This is a genomic window from Pseudomonas sp. A-R-19 (assembly GCF_019956575.1).
In the GTDB taxonomy this organism is placed as follows: domain Bacteria; phylum Pseudomonadota; class Gammaproteobacteria; order Pseudomonadales; family Pseudomonadaceae; genus Aquipseudomonas.
On record NZ_JAHBDR010000057.1, the window covers coordinates 52,397 to 71,103 of the forward strand.

Below are 18,707 nucleotides of genomic sequence, written 5' to 3' on the forward strand. Positions count from 1 at the left end.
TTTGATCTTTTTTCACGCCTCCCTATGGATACTGCCAGTCGACGACAGGCTATCCCCAGGCGATGCGTTGAAAAAAAACTACACATTGATGGTTAAATGCCATGACTGATGTTCTCGCAGGCTTGCCCCAAAGGTTAGAATGCACGAAATCAGGATGAGCCAATGACCGAACACACGCTCTCGGAAGCCGAATACGATGCCATCACCGATGCCGCCGCGCATTGGTGCATGCGTCTGCACGCCAATGATTGCACCGGGCAAGAGCGCCAGGCGTTCGAGCAATGGCGTGACGCGCACCCGCTCCACGCCTTCGAGTACGAAGCGATGCTGGAGATCTGGGAGGTTGCTGGCGACTTGCCCCCTCCCGAGCCCGTCGTGCCGCTGGTTCGCCCCCAACCCGAACATCCGTGGCGCCGCCTGGCGATCGCCGCGGCGGTCTGCGCCCTGGCGCTGCCGCTGGCGGGTTATGGCGGCTGGCACCTGGGCTGGGTACCGAACGCGTACCAGCACTTCGAAGCGACCGACAATGTTCGCACGGTCACCTTGAAAGATGGCAGCCAGGTGGAGCTGAACCTGGGCAGTGAGCTGACGTACAGCAACTACAAGGATCAGCGGCAAGTCACGCTGAAGAAAGGCGAAGCCTTCTTCAGTGTCAGCCATGACACCCGTCACCCTTTTGTGGTCAAGGCCGCCGAAGGCAGCATTCGCGTGACAGGCACCCAATTCAACGTGTGGATGTATGAAGATCAGGTCAAGGTCAATCTGATCGAGGGTTCGGTACTGGTCAGCAGCAACGACGACATGCCCGGCGACGGTTTGCGCCTGGGCCCCGCGATGCAGGCCAGTTATCGCCACGGTGACTTCAGCCCGCGCATCAGCCAGACTTATGACAATGACAGTTCGCTGGCCTGGCGCCAGGGCAAACTGGTGCTCGACGACCTGGCCCTGAACGATGCGCTGCCGCTGATCAATCGTTACCTGGACAAACCACTGATGGTCGCGGACAACAGCACCGGTTCGATCCACATCGGCGGCATCTACAACATCAAGGAGATTAACGGCCTGGTGAAGTCCTTGCCGCGGGTCCTGCCGGTCTACCTGACCCGTAACCAGGACGGCAACCTGGTGGTTAACGCGATTCCGCAAAAGAACCCGAAAAGCTGAAAAGGCCGCCACCCTTGCGGGGTGCGGCCTTCAGTATCCATTCAACGCTCCATTTCTTTACTGTGCGGCGACCTTGGCAGCCTTTGCGTCCTGCTGATTGATCGTCTGTACCTGATAGTTCGGATCGGACAGGATCTGTTGCTCGGTAAAGGGCAACACGCTCCATTGCTTCTTCGAAAAGGCCTGGGTCTGATCCCGCGAGAACTTCGACGCCGGGTCACTGGACAATGAGAACGCCAGCAGCCCTTTGGCCTGCGGTCCGTTTTCGTCAAAAGTCACCACTTGCAGGTAACTCGTGCCACTGACCACTTCACGCTTGCCATCGCTGCGCGGCACGCTCTGGATGGCGTTGTAGACCCCCAGCGTACCCGGCCCGCCATGGATCGGCGTCTGTTGGCCTCCGCTGCTGACCACCTGGATATCGCCCCAGCGACTGTTCGGCTTGAGGCCTGACGCCTTGACCTGTTCCGCCGAAGCCAGCATCGCGGCCCGTAGTGCCTTCGCCACTTCCAGGCGATCAACCGCCAGGCCGCGCGGGGTATGTTGCGGGTCCAGCGGATCAAAGGCGACACGCCAGATGTCCGGTGCTTGCTCCAGTGCCTCCATGACATTCTGGAAGTGCACAAAGCCCAGGCCGCTGTTCAGGTTGGCCTTGCGGTCCCACGCCTTGAAGCTGGCACACAGCGGTGTGAGCGCTTTGGCCTCGGCACCGAGATCCGCCGCGCAGAATTGCAGCAGGTCCGGCATCACTTGCGCCGCCTGATACACCTGATCGTCCATGACCATGTGCTGCAAGTCCGCCGCCGCGATCTTTCCCGCCTGGCCCAGCGTACTCAAACGGTCCAGGGCAAAACGTGAACGCAGGCCCAATGGCTGGCTGTCCTGGCTGATCAGCGGGGAATAGCCAGTCAGCGGTTGCGCCGGGTTGGCCATCCACGCCGAATCGTTGGAGTGCTGGACGAAATCCTTGCGCAGCAATTGCGGCAACTTGTCCGCGGCATAAATGCCCTGCTGTGGCGCCTGCGGATCGATGTCCCAGGCGCAGGCGCTGTTGGAACCGTCGAGAATGATCATCTGCAGGCCGATCCGCGGATCGCTGCATTGCGCCAGCTTGTCGACGCTGACGTTGGGCACCACCGAGAGGTTCATGTACAGCGTCTGCCCCTGATCGTCCGCCGCCAGGGTGTTGACCCACGGTATGCCCTGGATCTTGTGGACCGAGGCCTGGAAATCCTCGAGGTTTTCGGCGCGGTTCATCGCGTACCACTGCTGCAGGACGCGGTCGTTATCCAGGTTGGCGTCGCGCAGGCTGAAGGCGTACTGATGATCCCAATCCAGTTTGCCTGGCCATTGCACCACCGGACCGAACTTCGAGCTGTAGACCACGTGGGGAATCGCCTGGACCTGCCCGTCCGCCTGCCGGATGTTAACGGTCACGGTCTGCTTGTCCATTGGCAAGGACTGGCCGTCGAGCAGGTAACGGGTCGAATCCTTGGGATCGAGTTGCAGGCGATACAGGGTGAAATGCCTGGAGGAATCCACGGTGTGGGTCCAGGCCAGGTGTTGATTGAAACCGATGTTGATCAGCGGCAGGCCGGGCAACGCCGCGCCCATCACGTCGAGTTTGCCGGGAATGGTCAGGTGCATCTGATAAAAACGCATGCCGCCCACCCAAGGGAAGTGCGGATTGGCCAGCAACATGCCGCGTCCGTTGAAAGAACGCTCGCTGCCGATTGCCACCGCGTTACTGCCGCGGTCCAGGGCAAAGCGCTGCATGCGCTTGGCGGCCACCTGGAACGCTGCCGGGGCGTTCGACGCCTGGGCCTTGGGCGGCGTGGCACCGGCCAGAGCTTCGGCGAACTGGCCGACACCGCCTTCGACCAACAGGCGCCGGGTCAACTTGACCAGGTCCATCGCCGTGATGTCCCGGACCCAATCGCCCTGACACTGTGGCGGCAAACCCTGGGTGCGACGTTCGCTCAAGGAGCGGTTGTACCCCGCCACATAGCCTTCAACCAGTTCACGCACCTCCGGGGTCTGGGCCTGCCAGAAACCGGCGACGGCCTGCGGGGTGTTCAGCCAGGTGAAAAACACATCGCTGACCAGATTCTCACGCTCTTCAACGGTGAACTGATCCGGTCCGAAATAGCGCGAACGTTCGCCGTTCACCGTGGTGATCTCGTTGGCCAGCAGGCACAGGTTGTCCTGGGCGTAGGCATAGCCGATGCCGTAGCCGAGCCCGCGCTCGTCGGCGGCGCGGATGTGCGGCACGCCAAAACTGGTTCGGCGGATGTCGGCGGATGTCTGCGCAGGCGCAGTGCTTGCGCTCGCCGCAAGGCTCAACCCCAGAGTCAAACCCGCCAGGCTCAACCTGGTTAACTGGCTGGAAATAATCACGCTCGCTCCTGATCGAAAAAATCATGGCCACCATTGCGCGTACCCACGCGCGCGGTGCCTCCCTTTAGGGACGAAGCTCACGGCAAAAATTTAGCGGCTTTACTTTCAGCGTGGACATGGCCCTTGCAGGAGCTGGCTTGCCGGCGATGGTCGTGAACGATAACGCGTGTGAACCGGGTAAACGCGGCGCACCTGAGTCCATCGCCAGCAAGCCGGCTCCTACAGTTTGGTGTTCACATCATTTCCACCCGGACGCCAGCGATGGTCGTTAACGATAACGCGTGTGAACCGGGTAAACGCGGCGCACCTGAGTCCATCGCCAGCAAGCCGGCTCCTACAGTTTGGCGTTCACATCATTTCCACCCGGACGCCAGCGATGGTCGTGAACGATAACGCGCGTGAACCGGATAAACGCGGCGTATTTGAGGCCATCGCCAGCAAGCCGGCTCCTACAACTACCCGGGAAGTACGCGGTCTCCTGTAGGAGCTGGCTTGCCAGCGATGGTCGTTAACGATAACGCGCGTGAACCGGGTAAACGCGGCGTATTTGAGGCCATCGCCAGCAAGCTGGCTCCTACAGTTTCCCGGGGATTGCGTGAAGAACCAAAATTTAGCGGTTAGCGCACGTTGGCGTGCGAACTGACAGGTTGATCACACGACGGCGACAAAATTTCTACATTTGAGCCTTCATGATTTGGGTGGCTCATACGTCTAGTCTTGTAAGAGCGCCCACTTTTTTCCTGATCAGGCTCTGAAAAGGAGTTTTGCAATGTACAACTCGCAACTGCCAACGGACGGTAGCAACGCGCCAAAGGGTACTTCCATGGGAGTCGGCGTATTCGAGCCGCGTAGCGATCGCCACGGCAACGAGCGGATCAGAATCCTGCTCAAGAGCTATGGCCTGCGTACCAGTCTGATTCGCCTGAAAGTCATCGATGCCCTGCTGACGGCCGCCGAAAGCGACCGCAGCCTTGGTGTGCGTGGTGTGCACAGCCAATTGCTGGACCTGGACATTCCGCTGTCTTTTCTCAGCGTGCGTGAAGTGCTAAAGCGCTTGTGCAGCGAAGGCGTGATTGTGCTCAACCCGGACAAAAGCTACAGCCTGCATCCACAGGCTGCCGCCATCCTGCGCAACCAGTGATCCAATGATCAGGGCTTGACCTTGCGGCGCATAACACCATTGACGACCACCACGATCACCGCCACGCCAATGGCGATGTACTGGAACATCTTTTCGCTGATGACGCCGGTGTTCTGCAACCAGGAAAGGCCAAACATGATTCCCAGTACTACCAGGGAGATCAGAATCGAGTATTTCAAACGTTGCGACTGAGTCATTGCGGGTTCCTGAATCTGAAAATGTATCCGGTTTGTATCGACGCGCATGCCAAGCGCTTACCCTGTTTCGGGGATAAGCGGCTACAAGCGGGGTCTCATGTTACAGCCGATGAAGAGTTTTAGCTTCATTGCGGCGATAACCATGAGGACTTTCAAATGTTGCGTCGAATCACACTGCTGATTCCCCTGCTGGCCATCCTGACCCTGGGCGGCTGCATTGTTTTCCCCCACGGGGGCTGGCACCACGACCACTACGACGGCCATGGCGGGCCGGGTTACTACCAACATCGTTAACAGTTGTTCAACCTGCAGAATCCTTCCTGTAGAAGTCATTGCCAGGCTGGGCACATAGCTCCACCAGCCAATCGACAAACACACGCACCCGCCGGGACAACTGGCGGTGCGGCGGATACAGCGCCGTCATCGGCATGCCCGGTGGCGGCACTGCCTTCAACACTTCACACAAACGCCCCTCCTCGAGTTGCCGCGCCACGTGATAGTACGGCGTCTGCACCAGCCCGTATCCCGCCTCGCACGCGGCCAGATAACCATCGGCACTGTTGACCGCCACCTGCTTGGGCAGGTCAACCTGCTGCACCTGGCCATTGACGACAAACTCCAGCCCATAACGTTTACCGCTACTGCTGTAGAAGTATTCGACCATCTGGTGACCGTGCAGGTCATCCAGTGTATGGGGCGTCCCGTGCCGTTGCAGATAGTCGGGGCTGGCACAGGTCACCTGATCCATCATTACCAGTGGCCGCGCCACCAGTGAATCGTCCAGCGGCGAGCCACCGCGCAATACACAATCGACGCCCTCGCGAATCAGGTCGACCGGGCGGTCATTCAAGCCGATTTCCAGCTCGATCAAGGGATATCGCGCGGTGAATTGCGGCAGTGCCGGAATCACCACCAGGCGCCCCACTCCCGCCGGCATGTCCACGCGCAGCAACCCCTTGGGATTGTGGCGTGCGGCGCTGAACACCGCTTCGGTCTCTTCAAGATCCGCCAGCAAGCGCACGCAACGCGGGTAGTAGGCCGCACCGTCGAGCGTCAGGCTGATCTGCCGCGTGGTGCGTTGCAGCAGTTGCACCCCCAGATGCGCCTCCAGTTGCTTGATCAGGATAGTCACCGAAGCCCGGGGCAATTGCAGGCTGTCGGCGGCCCTGGCAAAGCCACCGAGCTCGACGATTCGGGTAAAGACGCGCATGGCGTTGAAACGGTCCATTGCTGGCTCCACCACTGGATTGTTTAAAAATTACGAATAGTGATAGCCGTTTTAGCGTGTTTATCTTGTTTCTGTCGAGGCGAACAATGGCCATTCACATCACAGGGAGCTGATTTCATGCACACACGTCAATTGGGAAAGAACGGTCCGCAGGTCTCGGCCATTGGCCTCGGCTGCATGGGCATGACGGACTTCTACACCACCGGCACGGATACCCGCGAAGCCACGGCGACCCTGCATCGCGCATTGGAACTGGGCGTCACCCTGCTCGACACCGCCGATATGTACGGCCCGCACACCAACGAAGAACTGATCGGCAAGGCGATTGCCGGCAAGCGCGACCAGGTGTTCCTGGCCAGCAAGTTCGGGATCGTCCGTGACCCGGCGAACCCTGTTGCCCGGGGCGTCAACGGTCGGCCGGAGTACATTCGCCAATCCATCGACGGCAGCTTGAAGCGCCTCGGCGTGGACACCCTCGACCTGTATTACCAGCACCGCATCGACCCGCAGGTGGCTATTGAAGAAACCGTCGGCGCCATGGCCGAACTGGTCCGTGCTGGCAAGGTGCGTTATCTGGGCTTGAGCGAGGCCTCGGCGGCAACCCTGGAACGGGCGCACAAGGTTCACCCGATCAGTGCGCTACAGAGTGAATACTCATTGTGGAGCCGTGATCAGGAAGAAAACGGTTGCCTGGCGGCCTGCCAGCGCCTGGGTGTTGCCTTTGTGCCCTACAGCCCGTTGGGTCGAGGGTTTCTGACCGGCGCATTGACCAGCCCGGATGATTTCGCGGCAGACGACTACCGCCGTTTCAGCCCGCGTTTCCAGGGCGAAAACTTCGCGAAAAACCTGCTGCTGGTACAACAGGTACAAGCGCTGGCGGCGGAAAAAGGCGTGACGGCGGGCCAACTGGCGCTGGCGTGGGTGCTGGCCCAAGGTGACTACGTGATTCCGATTCCTGGCACCAAACAACGCAAATACCTGGAAGAAAACGTGGCCGCCCTGGAGGTGACGCTGAACGCCGAGGAACTGCAGGCGCTGGAGGCGATCTTTCCGGCGAATGCCACCGCTGGCCTGCGTTATCCGGAAGAAGTCATGAAACTGCTGGACCGCTAAGGGTCACCGGCCCGCTCAATGAACCGGGCGGGCCGGGCAACATGGCGTTAAGCCTTGGCCGGGAGACCAATTCCAGATCGCAAAAGCAAGATCAAAAGATCGTCCGAACGCGGCCCGAGCCTTCGGCAACTCCTACAGGGGAACGCGTGCACCACCAAACAACGAGGTTGAGCGTTAGCTCGCCTCGCGGTGCTTTTGCGCCAAGTGACCCGCCGTAAGGGCGGAACCAATAGTCGCCGTTACCGCAGAAGTGGATATATACACCACCAACAAAATACGCCAGCCGCGAGGCCGCCATCGCCAGCAAGCCGGCTCCTACAGGTATCGGTGTTCCCCGGGATTGCATGAAGAACTTTTTTGAAACCGGGAATCAAGTAGACACGCACCTTCGGCATTTGAACCTGACGAATTTGTAATGTGCCCCTCATCTGCCCGACAGCCTTGATCTACCATCATCGAAGCGCGGATCCTTGTAGCAATTCGAAACACTCCTTGAATGCCTGACCGGAAAAAATGGTCAGAATGCGTTTTTTTGCCCGTTAGCCGAGACGAATCCCATGCGAAATCCTCTGCGTCTGATCGCCCTGAGCGCCCTGTTCATCTCCTCGCTGGCCCAGGCCGCCGACCTCATTCCGATCGAGGTTCATCGCGACGCCAATTGTGGTTGCTGCAAAAAGTGGATCACCCATCTGGAAGCCAATGGTTTCAAGGTCGAGGACCACGTCGAAGCCAACATGAGTGAGTTCAAGCAACAGCACGGCGTGCCACCGCGCCTGGCGTCGTGCCACACGGCGTTGATCAACGGAAAATTCGTCGAAGGTCATGTCCCGGCCGACCAGGTCGTGGCCCTGAGCAAGCGCGACGACCTGTTGGGTGTCGCGGCCCCTGGCATGCCCATGGGGTCGCCCGGTATGGAAATGGACGGCATGAGCGATGCCTATCAGGTCATCGGCCTGAAAAAGGACGGCACTGACGTGGTGGTTGCGGACTACCCCGCCCATTGATTTGGGGTGCGTACTTCGGGCTGTTTTTCGCGGCATTCGGTGCCGCCACGCTACTGCCGTTGCAATCCGAAGCCGTGCTGGTCGGACTGCTGCTCAGCGATCGGTACTGGCTCTGGGCACTGCTGGCGGTGGCAACGCTTGGCAACGTCCTGGGGTCGCTGTTTAACTGGTGGCTGGGGCGTCGAATCGAACGGTTCCGCGACCGGCGCTGGTTTCCGGTGAGCCCCCGACACCTGGAAAAAGCCCGGCTGCATTATCAACGCTGGGGTCATTGGTCGTTGCTGCTCAGTTGGCTGCCGGTGATCGGCGATCCGCTGACGCTGGTCGCCGGGGTCATGCGCGAGCCCCCAGGGCGCTTCCTGCTGATCGTCACCTTGGCCAAAGGCGCCCGTTACGGCGTGCTGGCCCTGGTGACATTGGGCTGGATGGGTTGAACCTTCGAGGGCGGCGATTGCCTGTGGTTAATGCCGCCCTAATCGAACCGATCCAGCATGGGCGGATTTTCCATGGAGCTGTCCCATGCCGCGCCCCTTCTCCTGCTGGTTATCCGGCCTGTTGCTGACCGCCGCCCTGCCCGTCATCGCCCACGCCGAAGGGCCGGAATATGGCCCGCAACTCCAGGGTTTCGACTATCCGTACACACTCAAGTACTTCGCCTTCGAATCCCAGGGCCAATCCCTGCAAATGGGTTACATGGACGTCGCCGCCCACGGCAAGGCCAATGGCCGCAGCGTGGTGCTGATGCACGGCAAGAATTTCTGCGGCGCCACCTGGGACACCTCGATCAAGGCCCTCAGCGACGCCGGCTATCGGGTCATCGCCCCGGACCAGATCGGCTTCTGCACCTCCAGCAAACCGGCGCACTATCAGTACAGCTTCCAGCAACTGGCGACGAACACCCAGCAATTGCTCAAGGCGCTGGGCATCCAGAAAGCCACCCTGCTGGGGCATTCCACCGGCGGCATGCTCGCCACCCGCTATGCCTTGCAATACCCCGAACAGGTCGAGCAACTGGCGCTGGTCAACCCCATTGGCCTGGAAGACTGGAAAGCCCTGGGCGTCCCCTATCGCACCGTTGACCAATGGTACGAACGCGAACTCAAGCTCAGCGCCGACGGGATCCGCACCTACGAGCGCAACACCTATTACGGCGGCCGCTGGAAACCGGAATTCGATCGCTGGGTCGACATGCTCGCCGGCCTGAACAAAGGCCCGGGGCATACGCAAGTCGCGTGGAACTCGGCGCTGATCTACGACATGATCTTCACCCAGCATTCATCAATGTGGGGATTAGCATATCCACCACGTAACCGACCGTCAATTCAGGACACCATCCACGCAATAGAGGCAGAAGAGCCTGCCTGTGGGGGTGGTGGCCCTCGGTTATCCGTGTGGGATCATCTGGCCCTATCAACCAATATCCGTTTCAAGTGATATTCCCGTACAGCGGCTGACAATCTCCCAGAGTGACTACCCTTGAACATCAGTTCAAAGCTGTGCTTCACAAAGACATACATTCAAGGGCGGACAGTCACGCAAGCTCTCCACCTTTCAAATAGCCGGTCTGCCACTTGACTCACAGACATATTTATACGTTAGGACAGGTGGGAGCACCCCTCCATGTGCCTTTTTCCAAGTGGTTATAGATTCCTCACTGAGATACGAACTGTACTCTAGGGTTGCATTAATTCTGTTGAGATTAAATGAACTACCAAAGTTGGAAGCGCCTTCAATCTTGCTGTTAGACACAGTTGTGATAGCCATAACCTTATGACTTTGCTCTGGTGACACGATGATTTCATCTGAGAGATTGATTTCCCATGTAGATGGCGGAATCATAAATTTCCCAATGATTCCCTGCTCAACTGCGTCAACAAGAAATTGATCTCTAGCATTCTTTGGAGTCTTCTTATACGCACTCTCATAATTGAATTTAGGAGATGAGAGTTGCTTACAGCTTAGGTAGAGTGAGTCGGCAAAGCCAGTGATTGGCATAGCCAATAATGCTACAGCTGCCAGTGGTGTAAACTTCATTTCAGTCATAGTCCTTTGTTGCTGATTTTAGATCGAAGCAGAGACAGGCTATCAGATTATATGTGATACATATGCTGCGCGTAATCTTTTGTTAGAAATATTGCCCCCCTAAAGAAGAACATCCTCGCTCCTACGCCAATTGTAGAACCCAATCCCCTTGCTGATATCCCAGATTTCACACATGACGCTCCTACAGCTCTTGAATGGGACGATATTGAGGATGATTACAGTTATTACAGCGAACGTAAAAGGTGCGTGCAGACAAGCGTACACACCCCCACTATCTGATCGCATAACACTATCAAATATCGCTTGCGTCAAAACTTAATCCATGAGACCATTCGCTGCTCACCCGCATAACCAAGCCCGCCCCCATGTCCGTCAGGACAATCATGGAGCGCGGCTTTGTCGTGCGTGCTGCTTGGCCATTCCGGCCTTGATGACCCCAGATGAGGCAACGCCTATGAATTAAAACTTGAACAGGAGAACGACCCATGCAATATATCGCACGTATGCGTACACATAACATCGACGGATTCATTGTTGACCCAGCCACAGGCCAAGTGCTGGGAAGCTACACCACCCATGCCCTAACCCAAGCGGCTTACGATTATCCATTGCCCCAGGTCGGTAAGACCTCAGCGGTATTCCTGAGCTTTGAGCTTGATCCGGCGCCACGCCCTGACGCTACCGAAGTTGAAGTTGAAGTGGAAGGCTTGCCAGATGGCGTGATTGACCTTGACGCCCAACGAGCTAAACGCGGGCCAAAGCCCAAAGTGAAATCCAACCAGATCGCCAGTTTGTTGAAGGTGGCCCACGCTGAGAAGTATGGGTGGGTGGACGATTACGTTTATGGTTCCTGCTATGTAGCGGCTGGTGATAGCAACGACAAGTTGAACGTAAAGCCAACACATGTACTACGGGCTTGCCTGCTGGATGAGATCAGCGTGGAAGTCGTGAAGCGCGTGATTCGCCTTGATGGATTGCGCACCATGAGCGACCAGCAAGCACGAAGAATCTGTCAGTGTACCCGTTACGCCATTGGCGGAATGGAACTCTACCTTGAACGTAATCCGACAGTACGACAGCAGCTCCAGTTCGAAGTGGACTTTGCTGATTCGTACCGGGACGGCAGCACGGATATTTTGCAAGAATTGGCTTGAGTTTAATTACGCTCGGATATGAGGAAGCGAACGACCTGCAAAAGAGGCTACTCTGAGAGCGGTTGAATTACGCTCGGATATAGAAGGTGAATCACTCCATTCAGGTGAAGCATTCGCACACTGAAAGGATACCACCCAGTCGGTACGACTGAAGGTTGATACACTTGGAATGTTATGGGGGATAATAATTGATGAAATCAATCCCCCCAAAAAGCAAGTGGTTATACCCCGTGACGGCAACGTCACAGTGTTACCCTTTGTCATCCTGACAGGATGTTTCTGCACGGCGCAATCAAGAGCGTCAGCTCTTAGGGTTGGTATTATCTGTTTTGTTTTTATCTGGTTAACTCTTCCATGGTGTCACCTTCTGAACGTACGTTCAGGATTGTACAACTTGTAACAAACAACAACAGGACAAACAAAAAAGAAGTAACACTTACAACTTGTAACACTGACAAGCAGGCTTGTCGGGCTTGCTCTGATCAAGAACGTCAGTTCTTAAGGTAGTGGTTTTGATGTTGGTTGTTATGGATGTTCACTCTGAAGTTTTTCCTTCTTGGGCGTTCGCCCGGTGGCTGTCCCTTCTGAACGTCCGTTCAGGGTTATTCCCACTGTCGGGCTGCTCCTCTCCTTGATGCGCAGCATCCATGTCCCCACTGCCCATAGAGTGCGACCGAAAGTCTTTTGGTTAAAAAACAACCAATAACCCAGTGTAATCCCATATAAAACTTATGGATATAATCCTTGTGCGCGGCGACAGCAAAACAGCCCATATTGGCTACACCCTCCTACACACCCTGATTTCATTGGCTCACAGCCATATTAGTCAATCCGTCATATCCCGGCTAACACCTCTCCAATCGTTCTAAACCCCTTTCCCACACCATAATAGTGCGCATGCATCAAGCGCGATGCTTTTTCTCTGGCGACGGCGGAAACGGAAAAAGTGAGAAAAACGGAATCGGCAGACTCCAGAATTGTCATTTGTGGTTTGTCATTTGGTTGAACATTGCAATGTCATTTGCACCATCGGTCGTTCTAGCTAATGACAAATCACAGAATTGCTAATAGAATGCACCCACACACAAAGGGGACATCCTATGAAAGTTGTTGCGTACATCCGAGTTTCTACAAAAGGCCAAGGCGACTCTGGTTTAGGTCTGGACGCACAACAGGATTACATCACCCGTGCAGCCCAACAGAACGGATGGGAGATTGTTGGTACATTCGTTGACGTGGCATCTGGCAAGCTCGCCATTGAAGACCGTCCAGAAGGTGCAAAGGCTATTGCCCTGTGCAAGGAGCAAGACGCGCAACTGGTAGTGGCAAAGCTAGACCGTCTGTCTCGCTCTGTTCATCACATTGCAAGGCTCATGGAACAAACGGAATTTAAGGTGGCGACGATGCCACAGGCCAAAACCTTTGAACTTCACCTGTTTGCAGCACTGGCCCAACAAGAACGAGAGTTCATTTCAGGGCGTACGCGAGAAGCTCTGGCAGCCCTTCAGAGTCGTGCTGATGCTGGTGATGCTGTAGCAGTGCAGAAGGTGAAGAATCGTTCTGATGCGCTTGCTAAGGGTCGTGCAGTAGCTGATATCACTGCTGCCAATAACATCCGTATGACTAACATCGCCAATGCTCAAGAGGCGTTACGTCCACACCTAGAGTCCTGCCTGTACAACAAAGTGAACACGCTTCAGTCAGTAGCCGATTGCCTCAACGCTAAAGGCTTGCGTACAGCCCGTGGCAGTGAGTGGGCACCAACAGCAGTACGCCGCCTGATGATCGCTCTCAACGTGTCTTTCTGAGCCTTACAGGGACTTCAGGTGGCATTTGTTATTTTAAGATTAAGAACGATTATCATTAGGCCGCTCGCACAACACTGAACACCTCTCGCTTGAATCCTGATTTCAAATGTGCCCTTCCATTATTTTTCCAGACTAGAATCCAATCTCATAAAAGATCAGCACCTTTCCTACGGCGGAAATTTGGAATCCGTGCAGAAAACGCCCATATCTACTGTACTCTTTTGTCCCGTTTTAAGATGACCAACTTGGCTCTAACCCGTACAGCATCTGACCTCCAGCCAAGAACACCCCTCAAAAACTGTAGATTTCTGTGTACGAAAGTACAGAGCGCTGATGCTTCACACCCTCCACTATTCTAGTATTTTGTTAACACCAGTTGAAGGATTTCATTGGAACGAGCTATCATGACAGCCACACCAATCACATCATGAGGCCTGACAAATGAGTACAATTCCAGAAGGGACGAATCTAAAAGAAGGCCAGTCGTGGAACGCACAGCACAGCTACGTGCAGACCAAGGGCGCTATGTGCGACCGCGCAGCCCTGCTAGCGGCCTACACCGCCTCTGGTGTGTCGGAGACTCTGCCTTGGCTGAAAGAGCAAGCTGCTCAGGGCGTGGCCGTCCCGCCTTACGCCACCTTTAGACTTTGGGCTGCTGATAAGAAACTGAAAACTACCCCGGTCGTTAGCAAAGCCCCAGCTCCTACTGCTCCAACTTCCTTGGCTGACGTAGAGGCCGCATACAAGAACGGTATCAACTCTCTGATAGCTACTCTTGAAAAGCGGGAGCAGGAGCTGAGTCAGGAGCTTGAGGTTGTAATGAACGATCTTGCCAAAGCACGTGAGAAGCTCACCAAGTTTGATTAATTTGCGTGTGTGTGTGTGTGTGTGTTCCCCCCAACCCGCTCATCTGGCGGGCTTTCCAATGGAGGTGTAATGTTGATAGATTTTCTGTTCAAACGTCCTGGCTGGTTCAAGCATGAAGGCTATTGGCGGCTCGCTCAGGTGCTCAGACTGGGGCCAGCATTACTCTTGCTTATCGGCGCTGTGATAAGCCTTGTTTTCATTTTTGATGGTGGCTTCAAGGCTCCGTATATAGGACTTTCTCTACTCAACTCAGTGGGATGGTTTGCAAGTGCTGTCGTATGTCTCGTAGTCGCACACTGGCTTATCAGGCTGATTGTTTGGATCATTGATGGATTCAAGAGTGATGGCACGTAAGGTTAAAAAGCAATGACAAAAGAGCCCCGCTAGTCGGGGCTTAATTCATTCTAGGAAACATCACTTACAAGGGAACGCATCTGCAAGGGCGAGCCACACTAAAATTGTTCTATCCTCGCTCAACTGTTTAGGATTGTTTTCCAAATACTTTACAACAATACGCACATCCTGATTGGCAGATATATTTCGCGGCTCACAAATACCAAACTTTTGCTTAAACAGCTCACTGTAAAGAAAGTTTGTACTGGTAACACCTCTCACAAAGCCACCACACAAACCAGCGTCTAGTCCATTCGCATTCTCCCCATCCATAAACTTGATGAATTGCTTACACTGCTTTAAAAGTGTATTTCCATCATCCATAGACGCACTCGCCAATCCACATCCCAACATCCCCATCAGTGCAAAAAACCATATCCATGCTTTCATTCTGACACTCCAAGTGTGCGAGTTTCATTCATTTCTAGGAGAGGTTCTACGCCCACCGATCCGCCTGCAAGCCTTGTTCTATATAGGTTACAGCCGTTTCCGGCTGACATTTCACCTGACACATTCAAACCATTGCAATGTCACTTGCAAGGGAACGCTTTGTGGTACGCAAAAAATATTAGACTTGTTGCATCCTCATGTAACTCTTCCGGGTTGTCTTTTAGGTATTTTACGACAACCCTTGCCCCTTGGCCGGTTGTAACACCTTTCGGGAAGCACACCCTGGCAGCCTCGGGCAGAGAACCGTTCAGATAAAACATTGTCATGCGGACTCCTTCAACGATTCCAAGACACTGACCAGCCCCAATGATGAGATTAACAGGAGGCGCTTCTCCAGTATCGTCTGTCTGAATCATGGCCTGACACCCCTCCAGTAACTCGTTTCCATCCATAGCCATAGCTGCCCCACTCCCCAACATCCCTGCCACTGCAACCGCCATCAACAGTGTTTTCATGGTGCGTCCTGCCTCTAGTATCAATTCGTTTTCTTGAGTTTTAGCTTATAGCCCCCTGCTTCCACTGGCTTATCACCCGTCTTACGGGGAATCTGGTAACACTCCCACCCCTGCTTAGGTATTGGCTGACCGGGAAATTGGAACTCTTGCTGCTCAGCAACAAACTTAATTGTGAATTGCCCTTTGGTCACGCAGTGCTCAACAGTTTCATAGGCTTCTGTGTCTTGCATCCGTTGGCACGCCGCACCGTCGGAGTTACAACTCAGGATGTACAGTGTGTAACCTGCTGTGGCAAACATTGCATTCATTTCACTGCTCCTATGCGCACCATCTTAGCCACTCTGACTCTAACCCTATCCATTGCACCTGCTGCATCCTTCATAGGCTTACGCTCAACGCCTAGACGATGGATTGGTAGCTTCATCATCAGCCCTTCAGGTGTAATCACCTTATGAACATCTTCAGCCCTGCCCCACCCCTCATACTTGTACGTGCCTGACTCGCTAACCACTGTCGAATCAGCATTGCAAACAATCCTGTATCCAACAGTCTGTAGCATTGCATTCGCTTTGGCTGAATCAAAGTTGAACTTGATAAGATCAGCAACCTTGTCATACACGGAGACAGCAGACTCTGTTAAACCCGCCTTTTCACTCTCCAATGCAAAACGCTGGGCTTTTAAACCTCTCACCAAGATAAGAATCTCTTCAGCATCATCGCCTAATTCAACAAGGGCGTGTGCAGCACGGGCAAGCTTCTTATTGAGTTCCGCCACTTCACCATCAATCTCAACTTCACGCTTTTGCGACGCAGATAACACCTGCCCCTGCAAGGCCCTGAGAGCGCCTTTGCTGAATGATTGCATGTACACAAGGGCAATAACAGACTCAGGAATAGAACGACTGTTGGAGCAAGCTGTAGAGCCTCTACGGGCACGAGTAGAACACTCCATCACAGCGGGTGGTGTAACTCCGTTCTTTCTTACACCGTAAGCCTTGGTGTTGAAATTCTTCCCACACTCGCCACACACCACCAATCCAGTGTACTTGTGTTTAACAGGTGTGCTACGTGGTGAAAACTTCTCTTCCATACGTTTCTGTACACGATAGAACAACTCAGGCTCAACAACTTCAGGATAGACATTTGGGATACCCTGCCACTCACCCAACACAGTACGGTTTGTCATCCAACGCTTTACAGTGCTGGGAGCCATCCGTTTGAAATACTCGCTATCACTCTTCTGCAAGATGCGCTCGTAGATTCGACGTTCACCCAATCCCGCTGCATAGTCTTCAAATGCCTGCTTTACGAATGGTGCAATGTCTTCTCTTAAAGTGCCGTCTGATTCCAGCCACACTGGCGTATTACGTTTTGGTGTGACGCCATTGGCAGCCAGCTTGTTACGGCTCTTGTAGCTGGCCTTCATTCGCTCGCTCAACGCTTGCGAGTAGTTGAAAGCCGCCTGAACCTTACCTGCCAGAATGTAAAGGCTCCCCCCCCTCAAAGACTCCTGTGTGTACTCCTGTTTGTCATCCAACGTCACCAGTGACACACCAGCATTCAGAATGCCTGTGAGAATGCCAAGCATCATGGCCGGTTCCATCCGCCCTGCCCGGTCGATAGCTTCAACCAGTACAACATCACCGGCGCCAATATCGCCTTGCTCAACCGCCTCTAGCAGCTTGCCAAACCCATTTTTGAGGTGCTTCCCGCTACGGCCAGAGATACCCAAGTCGTGATACGTCAGGTCACGATTCAGCGTGTAGCTAGGGTTTGCTTCAGCCCATTCATCCAGCATGGCTTGCTGGCGCTCAAGGCTGCTACCCTTTAGCTGTTTGCCAGTGGAGAAGCGGATATATGAGTAGGCGTTGTTCACGATTACCTCTGTATCTATTGGGCTTGCGGCCTATGGAATGGAGTTTATCACTCTTCTACACATTGCCGCGTCCTGCACCCAACCGGTGTACTACGAATTCCACAACCTGAAGATGCCGACCCTGCTGTTGATCGGTACGTCCGACACCACCGCCATCGGCAGTGACATCGCCTCCCCCGAGGTCAAGGCGAAGATCGGCCACTATGACGTCCTCGGCAAGCAAGTGGCCAGGCTGATTCCCCAGTCCACGCTGGTCGAATTCCCGGGCATGGGCCACGCGCCGCAGATGGAACAACCGGCACAATTCCACCAGGCCCTGCTCGCCTGGCTGAACAAGACCAACCCCGTGCGTTGAAGAGGAAAGGCTGATGCCTGTACAGATTGCAGTGCTTGATGATTGGCAGGATGTGGCGCGGGATGTGGTGGACTGGTCGGCGCTGGACAGCGTCGGCCAGGTGAGTTTTCTCCACGACTACCCCGCCGACAACCAGGCCCTGGCCGAGCGCCTGGCCGGCTTTGAGGTGATTTGCGTGATGCGTGAGCGCACCCGCTTCGATGAAGACCTGCTGCGTCGCCTGCCGAAGCTCAAACTGTTGGTGACCGGCGGCATGCGCAACGCGGCCCTGGACCTGAAAGCCGCCGCGGCGCTGGGCATTCAGGTCAGTGGGACCGACAGCTACAAACACGCTGCACCGGAACTGACCTGGGCGCTGATCATGGCGGCAACCCGCAACCTGGTGGTCGAAGCCAATGCCTTGCGTGCCGGCCAGTGGCAACAAGGCCTGGGCGGCGACCTGCACGGCAAGACATTGGCGATCCTCGGCCTTGGCAGCATCGGCCAGCGTGTCGCGCAGTTCGGCCAGGTGTTCGGCATGCGCGTCATCGCCTGGAGTGAAAACCTCACCGCCGAACGCGCGGCGCAGGTCGGTGTGACCTATGTCGGCAAGCAGGAACTGTTCGAGCAGGCTGATGTGCTGTCAGTGCACCTGGTACTCAGCGAGCGCAGTCGGGGCCTGGTGGATGCACAAGCCCTGGGCTGGATGAAGCCCACGGCGCTGCTGGTGAATACCGCTCGCGGGCCGATTGTCGATGAAGCGGCGCTGATCAAGGCGCTACAGAAACGGCGGCTGGCCTGCGCCGCACTGGACGTCTTCGAGCATGAGCCGCTGCCCGCCCACCATCCGTTCCGGACCCTGGACAACGTGCTGGCGACGCCCCATGTCGGGTACGTCAGTCAACAGAACTACCAGCTGTTTTTCTCGCAAATGATCGAGGATATCCAGGCCTGGTCGGCAGGGGCTCCGATACGTTTGCTGGGGTGATACCGCATCATTTCGACGAAAATCCAATGTGGGAGCGGGCTTGCTCGCGAAGGCGGTGGGTCAAGCAACATCAATGCTGCCTGACACTCCGCCTT

20 protein-coding genes and 1 pseudogene are annotated in these 18,707 nt (G+C 55.5%); 13 read left to right on the forward strand and 8 right to left on the reverse strand.

Annotation, left to right across the window (positions count from 1 at the left end):
• Positions 1-162: 162 nt before the first annotated feature.
• Complete coding sequence (locus KGA88_RS15665) at positions 163-1,164, forward strand: FecR family protein (RefSeq protein WP_223592387.1); 1,002 nt, start codon at positions 163-165, stop codon at positions 1,162-1,164.
• A 57-nt stretch (positions 1,165-1,221) separates the two neighbouring features.
• Here the strand turns inward: KGA88_RS15665 and KGA88_RS15670 are convergent, their stop codons facing one another.
• Positions 1,222-3,561, reverse strand: coding sequence for an acylase (locus KGA88_RS15670; RefSeq protein ID WP_223592389.1), 2,340 nt, complete (start codon positions 3,559-3,561; stop codon positions 1,222-1,224).
• Positions 3,562-4,330: 769 nt separating this feature from the next.
• On the opposite strand from KGA88_RS15670, the gene KGA88_RS15675 reads away from it, so the two are divergent.
• Positions 4,331-4,702 carry a fe2+ zn2+ uptake regulation protein gene (locus tag KGA88_RS15675; protein WP_110662520.1) on the forward strand — a complete coding sequence of 124 codons (372 nt, stop codon included), beginning with the start codon at positions 4,331-4,333 and terminating at the stop codon, positions 4,700-4,702.
• Between the two features lie 8 nt (positions 4,703-4,710).
• Here the strand turns inward: KGA88_RS15675 and KGA88_RS15680 are convergent, their stop codons facing one another.
• Positions 4,711-4,899, reverse strand: coding sequence for a hypothetical protein (locus KGA88_RS15680; protein WP_007983579.1), 189 nt, complete (start codon positions 4,897-4,899; stop codon positions 4,711-4,713).
• A 156-nt stretch (positions 4,900-5,055) separates the two neighbouring features.
• Between KGA88_RS15680 and KGA88_RS15685 the strand changes: the two genes are divergently transcribed.
• Positions 5,056-5,193, forward strand: coding sequence for a hypothetical protein (locus KGA88_RS15685; protein WP_223592391.1), 138 nt, complete (start codon positions 5,056-5,058; stop codon positions 5,191-5,193).
• Positions 5,194-5,200: 7 nt separating this feature from the next.
• On the opposite strand, the gene KGA88_RS15690 is transcribed toward KGA88_RS15685, so the two are convergent.
• Positions 5,201-6,127 (reverse strand): LysR family transcriptional regulator, encoded by a 927-nt coding sequence (locus KGA88_RS15690; protein WP_223592393.1) that lies wholly within the window; start codon positions 6,125-6,127, stop codon positions 5,201-5,203.
• Between the two features lie 117 nt (positions 6,128-6,244).
• Here KGA88_RS15690 and KGA88_RS15695 point away from each other — a divergent pair, with 117 nt between their 5' ends.
• The 4 genes from KGA88_RS15695 (at position 6,245) to KGA88_RS15710 (ending at position 9,678) form a co-directional block, all read left to right on the forward strand.
• Positions 6,245-7,240 carry an aldo/keto reductase gene (locus KGA88_RS15695; RefSeq protein ID WP_223592395.1) on the forward strand — a complete coding sequence of 332 codons (996 nt, stop codon included), beginning with the start codon at positions 6,245-6,247 and terminating at the stop codon, positions 7,238-7,240.
• Between the two features lie 557 nt (positions 7,241-7,797).
• Positions 7,798-8,244 carry a DUF411 domain-containing protein gene (locus tag KGA88_RS15700; RefSeq protein ID WP_110658392.1) on the forward strand — a complete coding sequence of 149 codons (447 nt, stop codon included), beginning with the start codon at positions 7,798-7,800 and terminating at the stop codon, positions 8,242-8,244.
• A complete protein-coding gene (locus KGA88_RS15705) occupies positions 8,244-8,678 on the forward strand; it encodes a YqaA family protein (protein ID WP_223592426.1) in 435 nt (144 codons plus the stop codon). The genes KGA88_RS15700 and KGA88_RS15705 overlap by 1 nt, the downstream gene beginning before the upstream one ends.
• 85 nt (positions 8,679-8,763) lie before the next feature.
• Entirely contained in the window at positions 8,764-9,678 is a 915-nt protein-coding gene (locus KGA88_RS15710) for an alpha/beta fold hydrolase (protein WP_223592397.1), read from the forward strand.
• A gap of 117 nt (positions 9,679-9,795) precedes the next feature.
• Here the strand turns inward: KGA88_RS15710 and KGA88_RS15715 are convergent, their stop codons facing one another.
• Entirely contained in the window at positions 9,796-10,278 is a 483-nt protein-coding gene (locus KGA88_RS15715) for a hypothetical protein (RefSeq protein ID WP_223592399.1), read from the reverse strand.
• A 494-nt stretch (positions 10,279-10,772) separates the two neighbouring features.
• On the opposite strand from KGA88_RS15715, the gene KGA88_RS15720 reads away from it, so the two are divergent.
• The 4 genes from KGA88_RS15720 to KGA88_RS15735 all read left to right on the forward strand — a co-directional run bounded on the left by KGA88_RS15720 (position 10,773) and on the right by KGA88_RS15735 (position 14,470).
• Positions 10,773-11,441, forward strand: a complete 669-nt coding sequence (locus tag KGA88_RS15720; RefSeq protein WP_223592401.1) for a hypothetical protein — start codon at positions 10,773-10,775, stop codon at positions 11,439-11,441.
• Between the two features lie 1,100 nt (positions 11,442-12,541).
• Positions 12,542-13,249 (forward strand): recombinase family protein, encoded by a 708-nt coding sequence (locus KGA88_RS15725; protein ID WP_223592403.1) that lies wholly within the window; start codon positions 12,542-12,544, stop codon positions 13,247-13,249.
• A gap of 441 nt (positions 13,250-13,690) precedes the next feature.
• Positions 13,691-14,116 (forward strand): hypothetical protein, encoded by a 426-nt coding sequence (locus tag KGA88_RS15730; RefSeq protein WP_223592406.1) that lies wholly within the window; start codon positions 13,691-13,693, stop codon positions 14,114-14,116.
• A gap of 69 nt (positions 14,117-14,185) precedes the next feature.
• The gene (locus KGA88_RS15735; RefSeq protein WP_223592408.1) at positions 14,186-14,470 is read left to right on the forward strand and encodes a hypothetical protein; all 285 of its coding nucleotides are present in this window, start codon (positions 14,186-14,188) and stop codon (positions 14,468-14,470) included.
• Positions 14,471-14,530: 60 nt separating this feature from the next.
• On the opposite strand, the gene KGA88_RS15740 is transcribed toward KGA88_RS15735, so the two are convergent.
• The 4 genes from KGA88_RS15740 to KGA88_RS31575 form a co-directional block, all read right to left on the reverse strand.
• A complete protein-coding gene (locus tag KGA88_RS15740; RefSeq protein WP_223592416.1) occupies positions 14,531-14,899 on the reverse strand; it encodes a Rap1a/Tai family immunity protein in 369 nt (122 codons plus the stop codon).
• 140 nt (positions 14,900-15,039) lie between these two features.
• Complete coding sequence (locus tag KGA88_RS15745; protein WP_223592418.1) at positions 15,040-15,414, reverse strand: Rap1a/Tai family immunity protein; 375 nt, start codon at positions 15,412-15,414, stop codon at positions 15,040-15,042.
• Between the two features lie 20 nt (positions 15,415-15,434).
• Positions 15,435-15,722 carry a hypothetical protein gene (locus tag KGA88_RS15750; RefSeq protein ID WP_223592420.1) on the reverse strand — a complete coding sequence of 96 codons (288 nt, stop codon included), beginning with the start codon at positions 15,720-15,722 and terminating at the stop codon, positions 15,435-15,437.
• Complete coding sequence (locus KGA88_RS31575; protein ID WP_223592422.1) at positions 15,719-17,290, reverse strand: recombinase family protein; 1,572 nt, start codon at positions 17,288-17,290, stop codon at positions 15,719-15,721. Before KGA88_RS31575 ends, KGA88_RS15750 begins: the two co-directional genes overlap by 4 nt.
• A gap of 76 nt (positions 17,291-17,366) precedes the next feature.
• On the opposite strand from KGA88_RS31575, the pseudogene KGA88_RS15760 reads away from it, so the two are divergent.
• Positions 17,367-17,645 (forward strand): annotated as a pseudogene (locus KGA88_RS15760) (alpha/beta fold hydrolase); the annotation flags it as partial.
• A 13-nt stretch (positions 17,646-17,658) separates the two neighbouring features.
• A complete protein-coding gene (locus KGA88_RS15765) occupies positions 17,659-18,612 on the forward strand; it encodes a D-2-hydroxyacid dehydrogenase family protein (protein WP_110658394.1) in 954 nt (317 codons plus the stop codon).
• The last annotated feature ends 95 nt before the right edge of the window (positions 18,613-18,707 follow it).